This window comes from Herbaspirillum sp. GW822-FHT03A08 (assembly GCF_058801885.1).
The window spans coordinates 558,442-575,996 of record NZ_JBXANR010000002.1 but is presented as its reverse complement, the minus strand read 5'-3'; the positions used below and the strand labels follow the sequence as shown (position 1 = coordinate 575,996).

General features: G+C 57.2%; 17 protein-coding genes and 1 riboswitch. Of the genes, 10 read left to right on the top strand and 7 right to left on the bottom strand.

The window, feature by feature from the left end; translation table 11 throughout:
- Positions 1-32: 32 nt before the first annotated feature.
- The gene (locus AC1RN6_RS07655; RefSeq protein WP_493004308.1) at positions 33-1,991 is read right to left on the bottom strand and encodes a lytic transglycosylase domain-containing protein; all 1,959 of its coding nucleotides are present in this window, start codon (positions 1,989-1,991) and stop codon (positions 33-35) included.
- Positions 1,992-2,017: 26 nt separating this feature from the next.
- Between AC1RN6_RS07655 and AC1RN6_RS07650 the strand changes: the two genes are divergently transcribed.
- Entirely contained in the window at positions 2,018-2,626 is a 609-nt protein-coding gene (locus tag AC1RN6_RS07650; protein ID WP_493004306.1) for a 5-formyltetrahydrofolate cyclo-ligase, read from the top strand.
- A gap of 91 nt (positions 2,627-2,717) precedes the next feature.
- On the opposite strand, the gene metF is transcribed toward AC1RN6_RS07650, so the two are convergent.
- Positions 2,718-3,560 carry a methylenetetrahydrofolate reductase [NAD(P)H] gene (gene metF / locus AC1RN6_RS07645; protein WP_493004304.1) on the bottom strand — a complete coding sequence of 281 codons (843 nt, stop codon included), beginning with the start codon at positions 3,558-3,560 and terminating at the stop codon, positions 2,718-2,720.
- Between the two features lie 35 nt (positions 3,561-3,595).
- On the bottom strand, positions 3,596-3,946 hold the full coding sequence (locus tag AC1RN6_RS07640) for a phage holin family protein (RefSeq protein ID WP_493004303.1): 351 nt from the start codon (positions 3,944-3,946) through the stop codon (positions 3,596-3,598).
- Between AC1RN6_RS07640 and AC1RN6_RS07635 the strand changes: the two genes are divergently transcribed.
- Complete coding sequence (locus AC1RN6_RS07635; protein WP_493004302.1) at positions 3,945-4,088, top strand: hypothetical protein; 144 nt, start codon at positions 3,945-3,947, stop codon at positions 4,086-4,088. The two genes, AC1RN6_RS07640 and AC1RN6_RS07635, sit on opposite strands and share 2 nt — an antisense overlap.
- On the opposite strand, the gene ahcY is transcribed toward AC1RN6_RS07635, so the two are convergent.
- Positions 4,089-5,501 carry an adenosylhomocysteinase gene (gene ahcY, locus AC1RN6_RS07630; RefSeq protein WP_493004742.1) on the bottom strand — a complete coding sequence of 471 codons (1,413 nt, stop codon included), beginning with the start codon at positions 5,499-5,501 and terminating at the stop codon, positions 4,089-4,091. It lies immediately after the preceding gene.
- Between the two features lie 46 nt (positions 5,502-5,547).
- Positions 5,548-5,624: riboswitch (S-adenosyl-L-homocysteine riboswitch) on the bottom strand.
- 84 nt (positions 5,625-5,708) lie between these two features.
- Entirely contained in the window at positions 5,709-6,872 is a 1,164-nt protein-coding gene (gene metK, locus AC1RN6_RS07625; RefSeq protein WP_493004301.1) for a methionine adenosyltransferase, read from the bottom strand.
- Between the two features lie 132 nt (positions 6,873-7,004).
- Here metK and AC1RN6_RS07620 point away from each other — a divergent pair, with 132 nt between their 5' ends.
- The 3 genes from AC1RN6_RS07620 to dapF are packed head-to-tail and all read left to right on the top strand — an operon-like array spanning position 7,005 to position 9,655.
- Positions 7,005-7,898 carry a lysophospholipid acyltransferase family protein gene (locus AC1RN6_RS07620; protein WP_493004300.1) on the top strand — a complete coding sequence of 298 codons (894 nt, stop codon included), beginning with the start codon at positions 7,005-7,007 and terminating at the stop codon, positions 7,896-7,898.
- Positions 7,895-8,776: an LpxL/LpxP family acyltransferase gene (locus AC1RN6_RS07615; RefSeq protein WP_493004298.1), complete on the top strand. Its 882-nt coding sequence runs from the start codon at positions 7,895-7,897 to the stop codon at positions 8,774-8,776. The genes AC1RN6_RS07620 and AC1RN6_RS07615 overlap by 4 nt, the downstream gene beginning before the upstream one ends.
- A 27-nt stretch (positions 8,777-8,803) precedes the next feature.
- Complete coding sequence (gene dapF / locus AC1RN6_RS07610) at positions 8,804-9,655, top strand: diaminopimelate epimerase (protein ID WP_493004297.1); 852 nt, start codon at positions 8,804-8,806, stop codon at positions 9,653-9,655.
- Between the two features lie 95 nt (positions 9,656-9,750).
- Here dapF and AC1RN6_RS07605 read toward each other — a convergent pair whose 3' ends face one another.
- Complete coding sequence (locus AC1RN6_RS07605) at positions 9,751-11,349, bottom strand: tetratricopeptide repeat protein (protein ID WP_493004295.1); 1,599 nt, start codon at positions 11,347-11,349, stop codon at positions 9,751-9,753.
- A gap of 370 nt (positions 11,350-11,719) precedes the next feature.
- Here AC1RN6_RS07605 and AC1RN6_RS07600 point away from each other — a divergent pair, with 370 nt between their 5' ends.
- The 4 genes from AC1RN6_RS07600 to AC1RN6_RS07585 all read left to right on the top strand — a co-directional run bounded on the left by AC1RN6_RS07600 (position 11,720) and on the right by AC1RN6_RS07585 (position 15,563).
- A complete protein-coding gene (locus AC1RN6_RS07600) occupies positions 11,720-12,952 on the top strand; it encodes a porin (protein WP_493004293.1) in 1,233 nt (410 codons plus the stop codon).
- 239 nt (positions 12,953-13,191) lie between these two features.
- Entirely contained in the window at positions 13,192-13,857 is a 666-nt protein-coding gene (locus AC1RN6_RS07595) for a DUF484 family protein (RefSeq protein ID WP_493004290.1), read from the top strand.
- A gap of 28 nt (positions 13,858-13,885) precedes the next feature.
- The gene (gene xerC / locus AC1RN6_RS07590) at positions 13,886-14,866 is read left to right on the top strand and encodes a tyrosine recombinase XerC (protein ID WP_493004289.1); all 981 of its coding nucleotides are present in this window, start codon (positions 13,886-13,888) and stop codon (positions 14,864-14,866) included.
- 121 nt (positions 14,867-14,987) lie between these two features.
- Entirely contained in the window at positions 14,988-15,563 is a 576-nt protein-coding gene (locus tag AC1RN6_RS07585; RefSeq protein WP_493004288.1) for a Fur family transcriptional regulator, read from the top strand.
- Here the strand turns inward: AC1RN6_RS07585 and AC1RN6_RS07580 are convergent.
- Positions 15,560-16,288: a pyrimidine 5'-nucleotidase gene (locus AC1RN6_RS07580; protein WP_493004287.1), complete on the bottom strand. Its 729-nt coding sequence runs from the start codon at positions 16,286-16,288 to the stop codon at positions 15,560-15,562. The genes AC1RN6_RS07585 and AC1RN6_RS07580 overlap by 4 nt on opposite strands.
- A 301-nt stretch (positions 16,289-16,589) precedes the next feature.
- On the opposite strand from AC1RN6_RS07580, the gene AC1RN6_RS07575 reads away from it, so the two are divergent.
- Positions 16,590-17,489 (top strand): TraB/GumN family protein, encoded by a 900-nt coding sequence (locus tag AC1RN6_RS07575; protein ID WP_493004285.1) that lies wholly within the window; start codon positions 16,590-16,592, stop codon positions 17,487-17,489.
- Positions 17,490-17,555: the final 66 nt, after the last annotated feature.

Here is a 17,555-nt window from a genome sequence, read left to right as displayed (position 1 = left end):
TCTCACCGTAGCGCCTTGTGATCAGCGCTCCATCACGGCAAATCGGTCGGAGTATTGGTGCGCGGCGCGACCGTGCCGAGGCGCTGTTTCAGCGACTGCGGTTTGTTCTCGAACAGCGCAGCATAGTAAGTCGCATTGGACATCACGTTCTTGACATAGCCGCGCGTCTCGTTGAAGGGAATCGACTCAGCGAAGATCGCACCTTCCACCGTACGGTTCAAGGTCGAACGCCAGGTGCGCGGACGTCCCGGGCCGGCGTTATACGCTGCTGTGGCCAATGCCTGCGACCCGTCCAGATTATTCAGCACCATGTTGAGATAGCTGGTGCCGAGCAACAGGTTGGTGTTGATGTCGTTGATCTGGTCTTGCGTAAATTCCGTCAGGCCGATTTTCTTGGCAACGTACTTCGCAGTCGATGGCATCAGCTGCATCAGGCCGGACGCGCCGACGTAGGATTTCGCGTTTTTGATGAACCGCGATTCCTGACGGATCAGGCCGTAGACCCAGGCGTTTTCCAGACCCAGCGGACGCGTGTTGGCGCTCATCTCGGTCAGGTGCGGCGCCGGAAAGCGCTGAGTGAAATCCATCTCCAGCCTGGTGCGATCCGAGGTGTTGACCATGCGGTCGAGCACATCGCTCTGGCGTGCGAATTCCGCAGCGGCGAGCAACTGGCGGTCATTCATCTTGCGCAGCTCCCAGTTCCATTCGCGGATGCCTTCGTAGCGCATGTTCAGGTCATAGAACTTGAGCGCGCGCTTGAAACCTGCGTTCTGCGCCATCGGTGCGATCTCGGCCGGCGTCGGCGGTACCGGACCCGGTGGGATCACAATCTTTTGGCCGAGGTCTTCAGTCGCGAGCTGGCCGTAGAAACTGACGTTGGAAGCAATCGACTGGAACAGGCGCTGCGAAGCTTCGGTCTGGCCGTCTTCTTTCAGCGCGCGTGCCAGCCAGTAGGTCCAGGTGATATCGCTGCGCAGCGAACCCGGCATGGCGTCGATGGTGGATTTGACCATCTTCCAGTCGCCGGCGCGCAAGGCGATGCGTGCTTTCCATTGATACGCCTCATAGGACAGCGGCGCATCTTTGGTCTTGCGCCAGTACTCGATGGCTTCGGGCATCAGCTTCATGGATGCAGGCAAAGCGATCTGCGCCCAGGCGACGGCCTGTTCTTGCGCGGTCAGTCCTGAGGCGCTGCTGAGGAAAGTCGCTGCCTGCTGCGGATTGCTCTTGGCGGCGCGGCCGATGGCGATGATGTACAACTCGTGCGAGGTACGTCCTTGTCCCGGTCCGCGCGCCAGCATCAGAGCTGGCTTGTCGATGACTTGTTGCAGGCTGACATCGCCGTTGTCGGTGAAGATCGCGGCGCGGCGCGCGACCGTCGTGTTGCCGGCTTCCACTGCCTGGCGGATCTGCGCCCACAGGTCTCCTTCGCCGAACTGGTGGTTTTGCGCCAGCGTGCCGATCAGGTCGCTGCAACCCTGGCCGTAATCCTTGGGACTGGTCAGCAAGGCGCGCGCTTCATCGGCGACGTTCTGGCCCTTGAGAGCGCGGGAATTGAGGGCGAAGCATTTGACCTGCACATCGTCATTCAGGACAAACAAGGGATATTGCTCGTCGAAGGTCGTCCAGTCGCCGGTCTTGCCCAACGCCAACAACCAGTCATTGCGCAGGCGATCGGCGATGGCACTGCCATCATAGCGGGCCAGGAAATCACGAATCTCGGAAACCGGCGCCGTAAAATCGCGCACACGCGGTTTGAGCCGATAATAGTCGACATAAGAAGGAATGACATAATCCGGCAGACGCGCCGCCAGACTCATCGTCGTCGCGGAGTCGTCAACGCGGGCTGCGTCGCGCAGGGCGAGAAAGATGTCATCGGGCGCGGCGCTGGCGGAAGGACGCTTTTGCGCATAAGCAGGCATCGCAAAACTGAGTGCCGCTGCCGTCGCTACGGCACAGGTGATCACAACCACGCATTTCTTTAATTGCATTCTTATACAACCTTAGATTGAGACAGATGACGACTTCAAGGATAGCACGCGACACCACGCCGTCCGACACTGCTGAGGCCGGAACAAAAACGGCGCCGCCGGCTGCGGACAAGTCCGCACTGCGCGCCCGCTTGCTGGCTGCACGCAAAGCCATGACGCCTGCCGCCAGAGCTGCGGCGGAAGCCGCGATTTGCGCGCGTCTGCTGGCGTGGCTGCAGAGTCAGCAAATTTCCAGCATCGGCGTCTACCATCCGATCCGGCAAGAACCGGATCTACATCCGGCCTATAACGCGCTGAGTGCCCAAGGGGTGCACCTGTCGCTGCCGATTATTCGCGGAAAAGAATTACCGCTGGCGTTCGTGCGCTGGACACCCGGCGAAATGCTGGTCAAAGACGCCATGGGAACCTCGGCGCCGGTACGTGAAGAGATCGTACAGCCGCAGGCGTTGTTGATTCCATGCCTGGGTTTCAATGCTGCACGCTTGCGGCTCGGCTACGGCGGCGGATTTTATGATCGCACGCTGGCGCCAACGCCGCGTCCGTTGGCGATCGGCATCGCCTATGCCGATGCACAGGTGGATTTTGACGGGCAGGCGCACGATATCGCGTTGGACTTGATCATTACTGACGCCTGAATCTGATGCCGAGTGACGCGCTGTCGCGCAGGGATATGAAAAAAGCCGGCTTCAGCCGGCTTTTTTCTTGCTGCAGACTACTTCGGGCAGGTCACGCAACCAGACGTTGCCAGATTGCCATCGTTGCAGCAGGCTGATTCAGCGTATAGAAGTGCAGACCGGGCGCGCCGCCTTCCAGCAATTGCTCGCACAGCTGCGTGACGACGTCGAGGCCGAAAGCGCGGATCGATTCGCTGTCGTCGCCGTAGCTGGCCAGCTTGAGACGAACCCAGCGGGGGATCTCGGTGCCGCACATGTCGGAGAAGCGCATCAGCTGTGTGTAGTTCGTGATCGGCATGATGCCGGGCACGATGGGCGCGTTGACACCCAGCTTCGTTGCTTCGTCGACGAAGTTGAAGTACGCATCGGCGTTGTAGAAATACTGCGTGATGGCGGCATCGGCGCCGGCCTTGATCTTGCGCGCGAAGTTTTGCACGTCATCTTGCGGTGACTTGGCCTGAGGATGCATTTCAGGATAAGCGCCGACTTCGATATGAAACCAGTCGCCGGTTTCCGCACGAATGAACTCGACCAGCTCGTTGGCGTAGTGAAATTCACTGGAAGCCGCATCCACCGCGCCAAAGCCGCTCGGCAAGTCGCCGCGCAAGGCGACCAGTTTCTTGATGCCGTGCGATTTGTAATTATTGAGAATATCGCGCAAGACGGTGCGCGAGCTGCCGATGCAGGACAGATGCGGCGCGGCGACGTGGCCTTCGCGCATGATCTCGAGCACCGTGTCGAGCGTGCCTTGCTGTGTCGAACCGCCGGCGCCGAAAGTGACCGAGAAATATTTCGGTTGCAGTTCAGCCAGCCTGGCGCGGGTGGCGCGCAGCTTTTCCGTGCCTTCCGGTGTCTTCGGCGGGAAAAACTCGATACTGAAATTATGTGGTGTCATAAAAGAATCAATCCGTAAAACCAGTCAGTGCGAGATCAGTTGCGTCCGGATTTCAGCAGCAGCGTGGACAACGCCCAGGAGACGATGCTGTACAGCAGCGCGCCGCCGACACCCGCCCAGAAACCTGCCACATGGAAACCGCCGACCAGATGGGAGACCGCCCAGAACATGAGGCCATTGATCACCAGAATGAACAAGCCCAGCGTAAGCAGCGTCACCGGCAAAGTCAGAATCACCAGCACCGGACGCACCAGCGTATTGACGAAACCGAGAATGAGCGCAGCGATCAGGGCCGCGCCGAAGCTGTCGACCTGCACCGAATGCATGAGATAAGGCACGGCGAGCAAAGCCAGCGCATTGATCAGCCAGAGAATGAGCAAACGCATGAAACGTCCTTTCGAGCGGCGCATCGGCCGGATCTCAACAATCTGTGCAATTGCTGCAATCCGGCCGATGGCGGGTGAGTCTGGTAAAAACCGGGCAAGCGGTGTTGCCGCATTACCCGTCAAGCTGCTTAGATCAAGCTAATTAATAACGGTAATGATCAGGCTTGTAAGGGCCATCTGTTTTCACGCCGATGTAAGAAGCTTGTTCTGCGGTCAGCGTGCTCAGTTGCGCATTGAGTTTCTTCAACTGCAGACGCGCGACCTTTTCATCCAGATGCTTGGGCAGCGTGTAGACGCCGACCGGGTAGCTCTTCGTGTTCACGAACAGCTCGATCTGAGCGATGGTCTGGTTGGCGAAGGACGAACTCATCACGTAGGACGGATGGCCGGTACCGCAGCCGAGGTTGACCAGACGGCCTTCCGCCAGCAGGATGATGCGCTTGCCGTCAGGGAAGATGATGTGGTCGACTTGCGGCTTGATGTTTTCCCAGCTGTATTGCTTCAGTGCGGCGACTTCGATTTCGTTGTCGAAGTGGCCGATGTTGCAGACGATGGCCTGGTCTTTCATCTTCTTCATGTGGTCGTGCGTGATCACATGGTAGTTGCCGGTACATGTCACGAAAATGTCGCCGTGTTCAGCAGCGTAATCCATGGTGACGACACGGTAACCTTCCATTGCCGCTTGCAGTGCGCAGATCGGATCGATTTCAGTGACCCAGACTTGCGCCGACAGCGCGCGCATCGCTTGTGCGGAACCCTTGCCGACGTCACCGTAACCGGCGATGACGGCAACCTTGCCGGCGATCATGACGTCAGTCGCGCGCTTGATGCCGTCAACCAGCGATTCGCGGCAGCCGTACAGGTTGTCGAACTTTGACTTGGTGACGGAATCGTTGACGTTGATTGCCGGGAAGGCCAGTTTGCCGTCCTTGTGCATTTGATACAGGCGGTGCACGCCGGTGGTGGTTTCTTCGGTCACGCCCTTGATTTGCGCCAGGCGGGTGGAATACCAGTTCGGCGAAGTCGCCAGCTTCTTCTTGATGGAGTTGAACAGGCAGATTTCTTCTTCCGAAGTCGGGTTGTTCAGCACCGATGCGTCTTTTTCAGCGCGTGTACCCAAGTGCAGCAGCAGGGTTGCATCGCCGCCATCGTCGAGGATCATGTTGGCTTGTTCGTTCTCGCCGCCTTGCCATTCGAAAATGCGGTGCGTGAATTCCCAGTAGTCATCCAGCGACTCGCCCTTGAACGCGAACACCGGCGTACCCTTGTCGGCGATTGCCGCGGCAGCGTGGTCTTGTGTCGAGTAGATGTTGCAGGATGCCCAACGGACCTTGGCGCCCAGCGCTTCCAGCGTCTGGATCAGCACGGCGGTCTGGATGGTCATGTGGATGGAACCGGTAATGCGCGCGCCCTTCAATGGCTGCGCAGCGGCGAATTCTTCGCGGATGGCCATCAGGCCGGGCATTTCGGTTTCAGCGATCTTGATCTCTTTGTGGCCCCATTGCGCCAGGCCGATATCGGCGATCACATAGTCTTTGTTGGAATTGGTAGTCATGACTGCGGCGTTCTTCACGCCCTCCTTTCAAAAAATCAGAAAAAAAGTAACGTGAGCGCAGTTGCTTGGTGACGGTATCAAGCCTGGCAAGATCAGTGTCTTGTCGCAACGCTCCTTGATACGGAAAGGCATTGTAAATCACTTTATGCGCGCAATGCCAGCACGCAAATGCAACCCGGCCGCGAAGGCCGGATTGCAGCAGGGGAATTACAGACCGGCAGAGGCTCTCAGTGCAGCAGCCTTGTCGGTACGCTCCCACGAGAATTCCGGCTCTTCGCGGCCGAAGTGGCCGTACGCAGCGGTCTTCTGATAGATAGGACGCAGCAGATCCAGCATTTGCACGATGCCCTTCGGACGCAGGTCGAAATGTTCCAGCACCAGTTGTGCCAGCTTTTCGTCACTGATCTTGCCTGTACCGAAGGTAGTGACCATGACCGAAGTCGGCTTGGCGATACCGATGGCGTACGACACCTGGATCTGGCAACGCGTTGCCAGACCGGCAGCCACGATGTTCTTGGCGACATAACGTCCGGCGTAAGCCGCCGAACGGTCAACCTTGGAAGGATCCTTGCCGGAGAATGCGCCGCCGCCGTGCGGAGCTGCGCCGCCGTAGGTGTCGACGATGATCTTGCGACCGGTCAGGCCGCAATCGCCTTGCGGGCCGCCGATGACGAAACGGCCGGTCGGGTTGATCAGGTAACGGGTGTTCTTCAGCCATTCGGCCGGCACGACCGGGCGGATGATTTCTTCGATCGCTGCTTCTTCAATGGCTTTGTGTTCCATTTCAGGCGCATGCTGTGTCGACAACACGATGGTGTCGATCGCGACCGGACGGCCGTCGACGTATTTCAGCGTAACTTGCGACTTGGCATCCGGACGCAGCCATGGCAGACGGCCGTCCTTGCGCAATTGCGATTGGCGTTCGACGATGCGGTGTGCATAGTAAATGGCAGCAGGCATCAGTTCCGGTGTTTCGTCGCAAGCGTAGCCGAACATCAGGCCCTGGTCGCCAGCGCCCTGGTCGAGGTCGAGGCCTTTGCCTTCGTCAACGCCCTGAGCGATGTCCGGAGATTGCTTGTCATAGGCGACCAGCACGGCGCAGCTCTTGTAGTCGATACCGTAGTCGGCGTTGTCGTAGCCGATACGCTTGATGGTTTCGCGGGCGACGTCGATGTAGTCGACATTGGCGCGCGTGGTGATTTCACCGGCGAGCACGACCAAGCCTGTGTTGCACAGGGTTTCGGCAGCGACGCGGGACAGCGGATCTTGTGCAAAGATGGCGTCCAGAATCGCATCGGAAATCTGGTCGGCTACTTTGTCTGGGTGGCCTTCCGAGACGGATTCGGAAGTGAAGAGGTATTCGTTGGACATCACAGGCTCCTGCATTGTAGAGATTTAACCGATGTCGCGGCTGTATCCCTAGCCTGCGACGCTTTAGCGAAATTTATATCCCGTCTCGCAAGTTGTCATTAACTCGACGGCTTTCATGCTATTTTACGCGTCTTGCAAAAATTCGGCAATTTCACGGCATTATTTACGGTAACGGCAAGTATGATTTTTTCTTTATTCCGCCTGCTATCTTTTTTTCCGCTCTCCCTGCTGCATATGATCGGGATAGCGATGGGCTGGCTTGTTTACCTGGCGTCTCCATCCTATCGGAAGCGCCTGAAAGAGAATCTGACGCGCGCCGGATACCGGCAACATTTATTTACTGCAATTAACGAGTCAGGCAAAGGCATCTTCGAATTACCCTTTGTCTGGTGCGCCGCGCCGAAGCGCGTCTTGCGTACCGCCCGCATCGAAAACTGGGAATTGGCGCAACAGGCGCTGGACGCCAAAACCGGCGTCGTTTTTCTGACGCCTCATCTTGGCTGCTTTGAAATCATCGCCCAAGCCATTGCCGAGCAGACATCTCTGACGGCGCTGTATCGCCCGCCGCGCAAGGCTGCGCTGAAGCCGTTGATCGAAGGCGCCCGCTCGCGCCCAAACCTGCATCTGGCGCCCGCCAATCTGTCGGGTGTACGCATTCTGCTCAAAGCCTTGAAAGCTGGCAAAGCTATCGGCTTGCTGCCCGATCAGGTGCCACAGCACGGCGAAGGCGTCTGGGCGGATTTTTTCGGCAAGCCCGCCTACACCATGACGCTGTCGGCCAAAATGCATCAGATGAGTGGCGCGCCGATCATCCTGTCGTATGCCGAACGCTTGCCCTGGGGTCGCGGCTTCGTGATTCGCTTCGTCGCCTTCGAAGAAGAACTCGGCGAGACACCCGACCAGCAGGCCCGCGCCATTAATCTGGCCATGGAAAAGCTGATTTCGCGCTGCCCCGCTCAATATATCTGGAGCTACAACCGCTACAAGACCCCTCCCGGAGTCAATCCGCACGGAGCCGCGGAATGAGAGCGCTGATTGCATTGATGTGGCTGCTGCACTGGTTGCCGCTGCCCATCCTGGGCCGTCTCGGCGAGGGCCTTGGTTCGTTGCTGTTCATCATCATGAAGCCGCGCCGCCACATCACGCTGACTAATCTGCGCATCTGCTTCCCCGAAAAATCGGAAGCAGAGCGGGAAACTATCGCCCGACAACACTTTCAGGCCTATGCTCGCAGCGCGCTGGAACGGGGAATTCTCTGGTGGGCCTCGGAAAAGCGCCTCAAACGTCTGATCAAAATCGACTCCGGCGTGCCGGTGGACGTTATCAAATCCGGCCCGACCATTCTGCTTTGCCCGCATTTTGTCTGCCTTGAGATTCCCGGCATTGCGCTGGTGCTCAATTCCGACCTGTCCATTTGCACTATTTATTCCAAACAACAAAACGAAGTCGTTGATCAGGCTTTGCTGAAAGGCCGTTCGCGCTTCCGCCCGGTGACCTTGCTGTCGCGCGAAAAAGGCGTCAAGCCCATCATTCGCGCCATGCGCGATGGCCTGCCTTTCATCATGTTGCCGGACATGGACTTCGGTCTGCGCGACGCCGAATTTGTACCGTTCTTCGGCAGACCGGCTGCCACGCTGACCGCTACCGCGCGCATTGCTGCAGCGACACACGCCAACGTTATTCCGATGATCACTACTTTCCTGCCGAATTACCAAGGCTGGAAGACCACGTTCTATCCAGCTTGGGAAAATTACCCCGGCGAAGATATCGTCGAAGCGACGCGCAAAATGAATGCCTTCATCGAGCAACGCGTACTCGAAGCGCCAGCAGAATATTTTTGGGCGCACAAACGCTTTAAAACTCAGCCCGAAGGCCTAACTAATGTATACGGCCAGGATGACTAAGCGCATCCAGCATCTATAATTAGTGTCATGAAAATCAAATTCACCAAAATGCACGGCGCGGGCAACGATTTTGTTGTCGTCGACGCTATCCACCAGAACATCGATCTGACGCCGGATCAGTGGAAGTTCATCGCTGATCGCCGTTTCGGCATCGGCGCCGACCAGATGCTGGTAGTGGAAAAAACGCAGTCGCCAGGCATCGATTTTCGCTATCGGATTTACAACGCTGACGGCGGCGAAGTAGAGCAATGCGGCAACGGTGCGCGCGCTTTTGCCCGCTTCGTGAGCGACAAGGGCTTGACGACAAAACGGGCGATCCGCGTGGAGACCATGTCCGGCGTCATTGAGCCTACCCTGGAAGACGACGGGCGCGTCACTGTCGACATGGGTGCGCCGATATTGACGCCCGAGCAAGTACCCTTCGATGCCGGCGGACTGACCGGCAAGAGCGAAAGCGACGACACGTTGTGGCCCTTGGACGTGAACGGAAAGACAAGCTGGATTTCGGTCGTGTCGATGGGCAATCCGCACGCTGTCCAGATCGTGGCCGATACTGAGGCAGCACCGGTTCTGGCCGATGGCCCCGCCATTGAGCATCACCCGCGCTTTCCGAAGCGGGTCAACGCCGGCTTCATGCAAGTGGTCGATCGGCACAACGTCAATCTGCGCGTTTTTGAGCGTGGCGCAGGAGAAACATTGGCCTGCGGCACCGGTGCCTGCGCTGCCGTCGTCGCCGGCATCCGTCGCGGCTTGCTGGATACGCCTGTTGCCGTGCAAACCCATGGCGGCGAACTTGTCATCAACTGGGAAGGCCCTGGCATGCCCGTGATGATGACCGGTCCGGCCGTATCGGTATTTGAAGGTGAAATCGAGATCTGATCGCTGCCATCAGCGCCAATAAACACCTCATCAAATAAAAAGAGATGGCAAGCAGCCATCTCTTTTTATTTGTACGCTCTTATTAATTAGAGGGATCAGGATTCTTCGGCCAGATCGCCCTCTTCTTCTCGCTCGTCCGCCACTTGAGGCAACGCCGTTTTCAAGCGGTACATACGTTGGCGATAATTGCCTTCCGGGCCGCTCAGGCTGCAATCAACGTCTTCAAACAAGCGCCCGATACGATTAAGCACCTGCCGCTCGTCACCGGTCTCTATTAATATGAGGCGCCGCTTGCTCCGAGCGTAGTACTCGCGGATGTCAACCACCAGGCAATGGCCGCAGTCGGCCTGTTTCAGGTCAATCAACAAAGCTTCGGGTCGCGTCAGACCGAACAGGATCGCCAATTCCAGACGCGCTGCCAAAAACGGATACGCACTCAGAAATTCGCGCGTCATATGCCCCCTGGCTGCTACCGCCCAGTCCGCCGGAGCGGGACGATCTGCAATCTTGTCCAGCAAATCGCGAGCATCGGCATTGCTCTGTACGGCGGCCTTCTGCAGCCAATAGACAGCTCGTACGTCGTTGGACGGATCGTCACGGCGATTGCGCCAGGCGCTACTGCCACACTCCAGTTGCGCCAAGGCATGCCCCATTTCGGCTGCGCGCTCCAGATAATGCTGTGCGTCCGCCAAATTGCGCTGAGAGAACTCCGGCTTCAGATAGATCCGGGACAAGGCAAACCAGGCTGGAGCAAGTCCACGCTCGCCAGCCTGCGTCAGCCAGCGGATTGCCTTCTTGTAGTTAGCAGAACCGAAACCGGGAAAAGCACGGCTACCGTCTTCCTGCATGCGTGCAAAAAACAATCCCAGCGACAGCTGCGCCGCCTTGTCGTCGGCATAGGCGCCCAGCTCCAGCAATTGCTGCGCTTCATCGCCCCCCAGATCTGCAATTTCCGATAACACCTGCGCCAGACGGGACAGCAAAATCACATTGCCCTCGCCCAAATGCCTGGCGAGCGCCTCCGACGGCGCATTCAATTGAGGCAGATCGGCGCCGTATTGCGCCAGCAGCGAGCGGCTCAGCGGCAGCGCCCGCCGGATGAAGTCACTCCGGTCGTGACGCAACCAGGCCGCATCAGCCAGCGAGAGTTGCGCCGGACCGACACCGGCATCCGCCGCTTTTTGCGCCCATTGAGCAGCTGCGCTTACTGCTTCGGGCGGACGCTCATCGGTAACAGCATGCGCCGCTACACCTGCAATCTGTTCGCCTGCCTGCTGCTGGGCCAGCAACCACTGCGCCTCGGCAGTGCCGGCATGCGCCTCCGCCTCCAGCACCTTGATCGCTTTGCCGAGCATGGACTGCGCCTCAGCCTGTGCCCGGTGCGCCAGCACCAGGCGTGCAAACGCCAGTCCAGCTATTTTCAGGCCGGCGTCAAAGGCGCGCTCGTACCAGAGTACATAGTCAAGCGGCCTCGGTGCCTGTGCCACCACGTCATAAGGAATATGTTCGCCGATCAGGGACCATGCATCTGCTGCCCCCTGACGCGCAGCACGGTCCAGCCAATGCAGCGCCGTTGCAAAACTTTGCGGCAAACCATTACCGCCAAAAAGATAGCGTCGCCCCAAGGCCAACTGTGCCTCAGCCTGCCCGGCGCGTGCCGCCCGAATAATTGCCAAATCTTCCCGACTCGCCATAAATCAATCCAAGCCCACTTTCGAAGGAAAAAATTATCCCCCATAAATCACTATATTTTTTTAATCTGCATCTTTACAGACCAATTTGGAGCTTTAAAACAACAAATCAAGTCTTTAAACCGGATTTTGTTGCCGCCAAAACAATTTCATAATGCTCTGACATCAACGAACCCCAAAAAAGTCCTCTCAGAAGAGAATCAGGTTTAAAGCGTTAGAAAAAAACAACACTCGTGTAGGAGTTTCGGAATTTCAACCAAAACTTCGTCCGCCAAACGACCAATCTAAGGTCATGGTTAATGAGAACCCTTAATGTCTCACCATCCGACTAGATGTACGGATCCTCAAGACTATTTTTATAGAAGGATGTCAAATGAAAAAATCTCTGCTTGCACTGGCCGTTCTCGGCGCGTTTGCAGGTGCTGCACAAGCACAAAGCTCCGTCACTATCTACGGTATCGTTGATACCGGTATTGCATACACAAGCAAGGCTGCGTCCTCGATCGCTTCGGGCCAACCGATCAATTCCGCTGCTACAACAGGCAGCAAGTTTGCGTTGAACTCGGGCGTTATCCAAGGTTCGCGTATCGGCTTCAAGGGCGTTGAAGATCTGGGCGGCGGTCTGTCGGCAATCTTCAATCTGGAAACCGGCTTCACAAACGACAACGGCGGCCTGCAAGGCGATACAGGTTCCACAAACCTGTTCCGTCGTAAGTCGGTTGTCGGTCTGGGCGGCGGCTTCGGTACAGTCCTGCTGGGTCGTCAAACTGATATCCTGGACGATATCAGCGCAATGACTGGTGTTGCTGACTTCGGCGGCGTTATCGGCAATTCCGGTTCGAACCTGAACCGTCTGCAAGGTACACGTACCAACAACTCGATCCGTTACAACACCACCAACCTGGGTGGCTTCACCGGTAGCCTGATCTACGGCTTCGGCGAACAAGCTGGCAAGACTACAGCTGGTCAAGCCTTCGGTCTGGGCGGTATGTACAACAACGGTCCTCTGTCGTTGGGCGCTGCTTACTACCAATCGAAGCTGGGTTCGACACCTGCTGACGTTTCGCTGACTAACGGCGGTACTGGCACTGGCACTGGCGCATACGCCGGTAACCCAGGCGACACCGGCCTGAAGACTTTCACACTGGCAGCTGCATACCAATTCAGCGCATTGAAGGTTTATGGTAACTGGTCGCGCGTTAAGCAGCCTAAGGCTACTGCTTCGACAGCAGTTATCGGTGGCGTGGTTACTCCAGTCGTCGTTTTCAGCGGCACAACACCACAAAGCTTCGTTATCGGTGGCACCAACAACAACAAGACCGATACATTCGAACTGGGCGCGAACTATGCTCTGACACCTTCCCTGAAGCTGTTGGGTAACGTTACTCACTCGCGTATCAGCTACGTTGAATCCAGCTCGACCAAGGGCAAACTGACACAAATCAGCCTGGGTACTGACTACTGGTTGTCCAAGCGTACTGACCTGTATGCATTCGTGTCCAACATGCGTGCAACTGACACTATCAACCCAGGTATCGTTGGTGGTTCGACAGGCAATGCAAACAACCAAACAGCTGTTATCGCTGGTATCCGTCACAAGTTCTAATTTAAGTCTCTGAATCTCTGACGTGCAAACGTCAGAATCAGAACTTGATTGAACAATTCGGGCTTACATGAGAAATCATGTAAGCCCGTTTTTATTGTTAAGCGCTCAGCGTTAACCACCTGATTAAAAAGTTGTCAGCACCAGCGATAGCGTAGATAATCTCGCGATATTGCGGATATGCAAGCCCGGCCGCGCCTGGAGCGCGATGCCGTAAAACACTCAACTCAACAAGCATGCACATGACTCCACTGGACTCCGATTCGATCGCCGACTACTTGCTCGACCATCCGCACTTTTTTGAAGAGCATGCGGAATTGCTCGGCCGGATCCGACTCACCAGCCCGCTGCTGGGACGCGCCATATCCCTGCAAGAGCGCCAGATGGAAATTCTGCGAGAAAAGATCAAAGTGCAAGAGTTGCACATGGCAGACTTGATGCGCATTGCGCAAGAGAACGATGAGATCACAAGCAAGTTCCAATCGTGGACACGCTCTTTGCTGCTGGCCCGCAATGACAGCGATCTGCCACAGACCTTGTCCGGCAATCTGCAAAGCATCTTCAATGTTCCCCAGGTCACCTTACGTCTCTGGAACATTGCCGAAAAATATGACGGCAACTGGTTCACGACAACCGTATCGGAAGATGCGCGCATTTTCGCCAATGGCCTGACCACGCCGTTCTGTGGCCCGAACAACGAATTCGAAGCCGCCGGCTGGCTCGAAGATGCTTCGTCGGTCAAATCCATCTCCATGTTGCCACTGCGTGTCGGTGCGGCACCGGAAGCATTTGGCTTGTTGGTACTCGGCTCTCCTGATCCGAGCCGCTTTACCGCGGAAATGGGCACCGATTTCCTGACGCGCATCGGCGAAACCGCCAGCGCAGCCTTGGCCTGCCTGCTACACTAAAATATCCATCTTCTCTCCGACCACTCGTGTGAGCGCCGAATCCACTCCAGTCGCTACTGATCGCCACGTCGAAGACTATCTCGACAGCCTGCAAAGCCAGCGCATGCTGTCGCCTCACACCATCACCAGTTATGCCCGCGATCTCGCGGAATTAGATACTCTGGCGCAAGCCGCCGGCGTCGCCCTTGATGCCGTTGCACATTTTCAGATTCGCAAATTTGCCGCGCAATTGCATAGCAAGGGACTCAACGCCCGCTCCATTGCGCGCAAGCTGTCTGCATGGCGCGGCTTCTACGACTGGCTGTCGGAATTGGGCGGCTTGAAGTCAAACCCGGTTGATGGCGTCAAAGCACCCAAGAAAGCCAAACCTTTGCCCAAGGCGCTGGCCGCTGACGACGCGGTACAACTGGTATCGCAAAGCAATCCATTCAAAGATGCCGACGCACCGGCGCAACGCTGCAACCTCGCCATGTTCGAATTACTCTACTCGAGCGGCCTGCGTGTATCCGAATTGGTTGCTCTGGACGCGCAATATCAGCACGAAGCGGGATATACCTCGGCCGGATGGGTCGATATGGATAACGGTGAGGTCACCGTCACCGGTAAAGGCAATAAGATGCGCAGCGTGCCCGTGGGACAACCCGCGATGCAAGCACTGAAGAACTGGCTCACGGCCCGTGAAAGCGTTTTGGCAAAGCATGCCGACGCCGACCGGCGCGCGCTTTTCCTGAGCGAACGCGGCACCCGCATGTCGGCGCGCGTGATGCAGTTACGCATCAAGGCGCACGGCCAGGCGCTGGGCATGGCAACCAATGTGCATCCCCATGTATTGCGCCATTCCTTCGCCTCGCACGTCCTGCAAGGTTCGGGTGATTTGCGTGCCGTCCAGGAAATGCTCGGCCACGCTTCGATCGCGGCAACACAGGTCTATACCTCGCTCGATTTCCAGCGCCTGGCGCAGGTCTACGACGCAGCCCATCCTCGCGCCAAGAAGATTGCGCCGAAATAGCAATATCAGGATGGTTGCGCTGCGTTGCCCCGAACTGCACACGTAGGCACCCATCACCCCGAATTACGGCATAATTCGTCCAGAGGCCTGAACTTCCAGGCCACAAACCCAGCGGACACCGATGAAATCCAAGCCAGCCGACACCGCCATGCCTACCGCTCTCGCCCAAGAACCGGCCAAAGCACAAGCATTGGCTGAATTGCAATTGCGTGACGCTTCCGTGCGCGTCACGCAAGCGCGCGTCAGCGTCATGGCGGCACTGCTCAACGCCCGCAGCGCCGTGTCGCATCAGGATATTCAGGATCAGCTGGTCGACATGGATCGCGTCACGCTGTACCGTGCGCTGGATTGCCTGACCGAAGCCGGCCTGGCGCACAAGATCGCCAGCGACGACCGCATCTTCCGCTACAACGCGGGAGCCGGTGCAGAACATCACGACCACGGCGCGCATCAGCACACACATGGTCATCCGCAACACCAGCACGGTCACTTCAAATGCACTCGCTGCGCCCGTGTGTTCTGCCTCGATGGCAGCGGCGAAGCCGGTTTTCTGGAAAGCGTCCTGCCTTCATCCGGCAAGCGCCAGACGACCGCAGCGCAACTCCAGACTGCTTTACAAAAATCTCTGGGCAAAGGCTTTCAAAGCCATGAAATCGAATTGACCATCAAAGGCTGGTGCGCCGACTGCGCCGACTAGGCGCGCAGGACCAGACGACGCAAATGGCCGGTCAGTTGCCGTACTGAACGCACTTTCACATCGACATAAGATGGATGCATCGTCAGCATGCGGCGCACACCGGCGGAAGAAAAATGTGGATTCCCGGCCAGATACTGGGTCACCCACGCCGTGCGCAAACCCAGTTCCTTGGCTGATTTCAGATTAGCCGGCGTATCTTCCACCAGAATGCAGCGATGTGCAGCGACACGCTCGCGCGCCAGCAGCTTGCGCAGCATTTGCCGCGATGGCTTGGGCTTCAGTTGCCGGTGCACGCGCATCGATTCAATGGAAATATGCTGGTCGAAGTGCCGATGCAAGCCGAGATGACGCACCACATCCCTCGAATAGCGTAACGGCGCATTCGTCAGCAAAATCTTGCGCCCCGGCAGACGCTTGAGCATGTTCAGCAAACCTCGCTCGGCGCGAATCATGTCAAACAGGTCATCGAAGTGATGCGCCTCGCGCAGAAAATCATCCGGCAACACCTGATGATGCTGCACCATCCCCAGCAAGGTCGCGCCGTACAAGCGCCAGTAACGTTGACGCAGCGCATTGACCGCATCCTGATCGGACGGCAAGCCCTGCTCCTTCAGCACGCGCTCCATGAACACATTCATGTTGGCATTGATCGCCGGAAAAATTGCGTGGGAAGCGTTGTGAAGGGTATTGTCGAGATCAAAAAGCCAGAGCGGTTGAAAACCCATTTCATCCCTTTCCACGAGATGCGTTCTTGCTCAAAAAGGTACTGACAAGACGTACGACGCGTCGTGTAGCGGTGCTGCGCGCAAGGAGTGCAACGCGGCCAGCGCCCTTTTGAGCAAGACCCCGAAGGGAACAGCCTGTTTGGGTGTATTGCTGCGTTACGCCGCTTGCCAAGGGGACCATTGACTGCGCGATGCGCCTTGCACTACCGCTCAAACAGGACTGTCCGCACTCGCGGAAAGGGATGAAATGGGTTCTAATGTTCGGCACGATGAAAAACTGAATCAAGTAAGGAAAAATACAATGGTGCGACGCCTGATTATAGTGACATTCGCCTGGCTGCTCTGCCTTTATCTGCCCGTGGCGAATGCAGCCGGTGGCGGACAACATGGCGCCTTGTTCAAAATCCAGGATGCACATCACACCCTGTATCTGTTCGGTACCATCCACGTCGGCGCCGACAATTTCTATCCGCTGGCGCCGCGCGTCATGCAGGCGCTCGAACAAGCCCCTGCCATTGCGCTCGAGATCGATCCACAGAACATTCCGGCCATGCAAGCGTCGGTACTTCAATACGGCTTCTACCCAGACGGCAAGAGCTACCGCACTGAACTGACTCCGCAGCTACGCCAACAGGTAGAGACAGCATTGCGGAAATATCATGTCACCCCGGATGCGGTCATCCGCTTCCGGCCATGGATGATCGCCAGCCTGCTGACCGTCCAGGAGTTTGACAGCAAGGGCTATCGATCTGAACTCGCCGTCGACAGCTATCTCGCCGACATCATCAAGAAACGCAACAAGCCGGTGATCGAACTGGAGGGTGCGGCAACGCAACTGGCCTTGTTCGGCGCGCTGAGCGAGCAGCAACAGAATCTGCTGCTGAGCGACACCATCAAGGAATTGAATGATCCCGACGACGCGGCCAAGGTCGTGGAGCTGGCGGAATGCTGGCGCACCGGCGACCTCGAAGGTTTGCAAACCCTGTTGGACGATATGGAAAGCGACAAGAGTTTCGTCGGCCGCTTTACCAAAGAAGTCTTGCTCGATCAGCGCAATCCGCCACTCACCGATCGCATCTCTGCGCTGCTGAAGCAGCAGGACGGCATCTTCGCCGCGATTGGCATCCTCCATCTGGTCGGACCGACTGGCGTACCAGCCCTGATGAAACAACGTGGCTACACAGTAGAACGCATCTACTGACGCACAGCCAAGCTCGCAAAGGAAATTAAAAAGGCGCTGCCGGTTGCCCGGAGCGCCTTTCTTTTA

Excerpts from the sequence above, each read along its gene's own strand:
- AC1RN6_RS07655 (WP_493004308.1), bottom strand. The coding sequence starts at position 1,991 with ATGCAATTAAAGAAATGCGTGGTTGTGATCACCTGTGCCGTAGCGACG.
- AC1RN6_RS07650 (WP_493004306.1), top strand. The coding sequence starts at position 2,018 with ATGACGACTTCAAGGATAGCACGCGACACCACGCCGTCCGACACTGCT.
- metF (WP_493004304.1), bottom strand. The coding sequence starts at position 3,560 with ATGACACCACATAATTTCAGTATCGAGTTTTTCCCGCCGAAGACACCG.
- AC1RN6_RS07635 (WP_493004302.1), top strand. The coding sequence starts at position 3,945 with ATGAAACGTCCTTTCGAGCGGCGCATCGGCCGGATCTCAACAATCTGT.
- AC1RN6_RS07640 (WP_493004303.1), bottom strand. The coding sequence starts at position 3,946 with ATGCGTTTGCTCATTCTCTGGCTGATCAATGCGCTGGCTTTGCTCGCC.
- ahcY (WP_493004742.1), bottom strand. The coding sequence starts at position 5,501 with ATGACTACCAATTCCAACAAAGACTATGTGATCGCCGATATCGGCCTG.
- metK (WP_493004301.1), bottom strand. The coding sequence starts at position 6,872 with ATGTCCAACGAATACCTCTTCACTTCCGAATCCGTCTCGGAAGGCCAC.
- AC1RN6_RS07615 (WP_493004298.1), top strand. The coding sequence starts at position 7,895 with ATGAGAGCGCTGATTGCATTGATGTGGCTGCTGCACTGGTTGCCGCTG.
- dapF (WP_493004297.1), top strand. The coding sequence starts at position 8,804 with ATGAAAATCAAATTCACCAAAATGCACGGCGCGGGCAACGATTTTGTT.
- AC1RN6_RS07605 (WP_493004295.1), bottom strand. The coding sequence starts at position 11,349 with ATGGCGAGTCGGGAAGATTTGGCAATTATTCGGGCGGCACGCGCCGGG.
- AC1RN6_RS07600 (WP_493004293.1), top strand. The coding sequence starts at position 11,720 with ATGAAAAAATCTCTGCTTGCACTGGCCGTTCTCGGCGCGTTTGCAGGT.
- AC1RN6_RS07595 (WP_493004290.1), top strand. The coding sequence starts at position 13,192 with ATGACTCCACTGGACTCCGATTCGATCGCCGACTACTTGCTCGACCAT.
- AC1RN6_RS07585 (WP_493004288.1), top strand. The coding sequence starts at position 14,988 with ATGAAATCCAAGCCAGCCGACACCGCCATGCCTACCGCTCTCGCCCAA.
- AC1RN6_RS07580 (WP_493004287.1), bottom strand. The coding sequence starts at position 16,288 with ATGGGTTTTCAACCGCTCTGGCTTTTTGATCTCGACAATACCCTTCAC.
- AC1RN6_RS07575 (WP_493004285.1), top strand. The coding sequence starts at position 16,590 with ATGGTGCGACGCCTGATTATAGTGACATTCGCCTGGCTGCTCTGCCTT.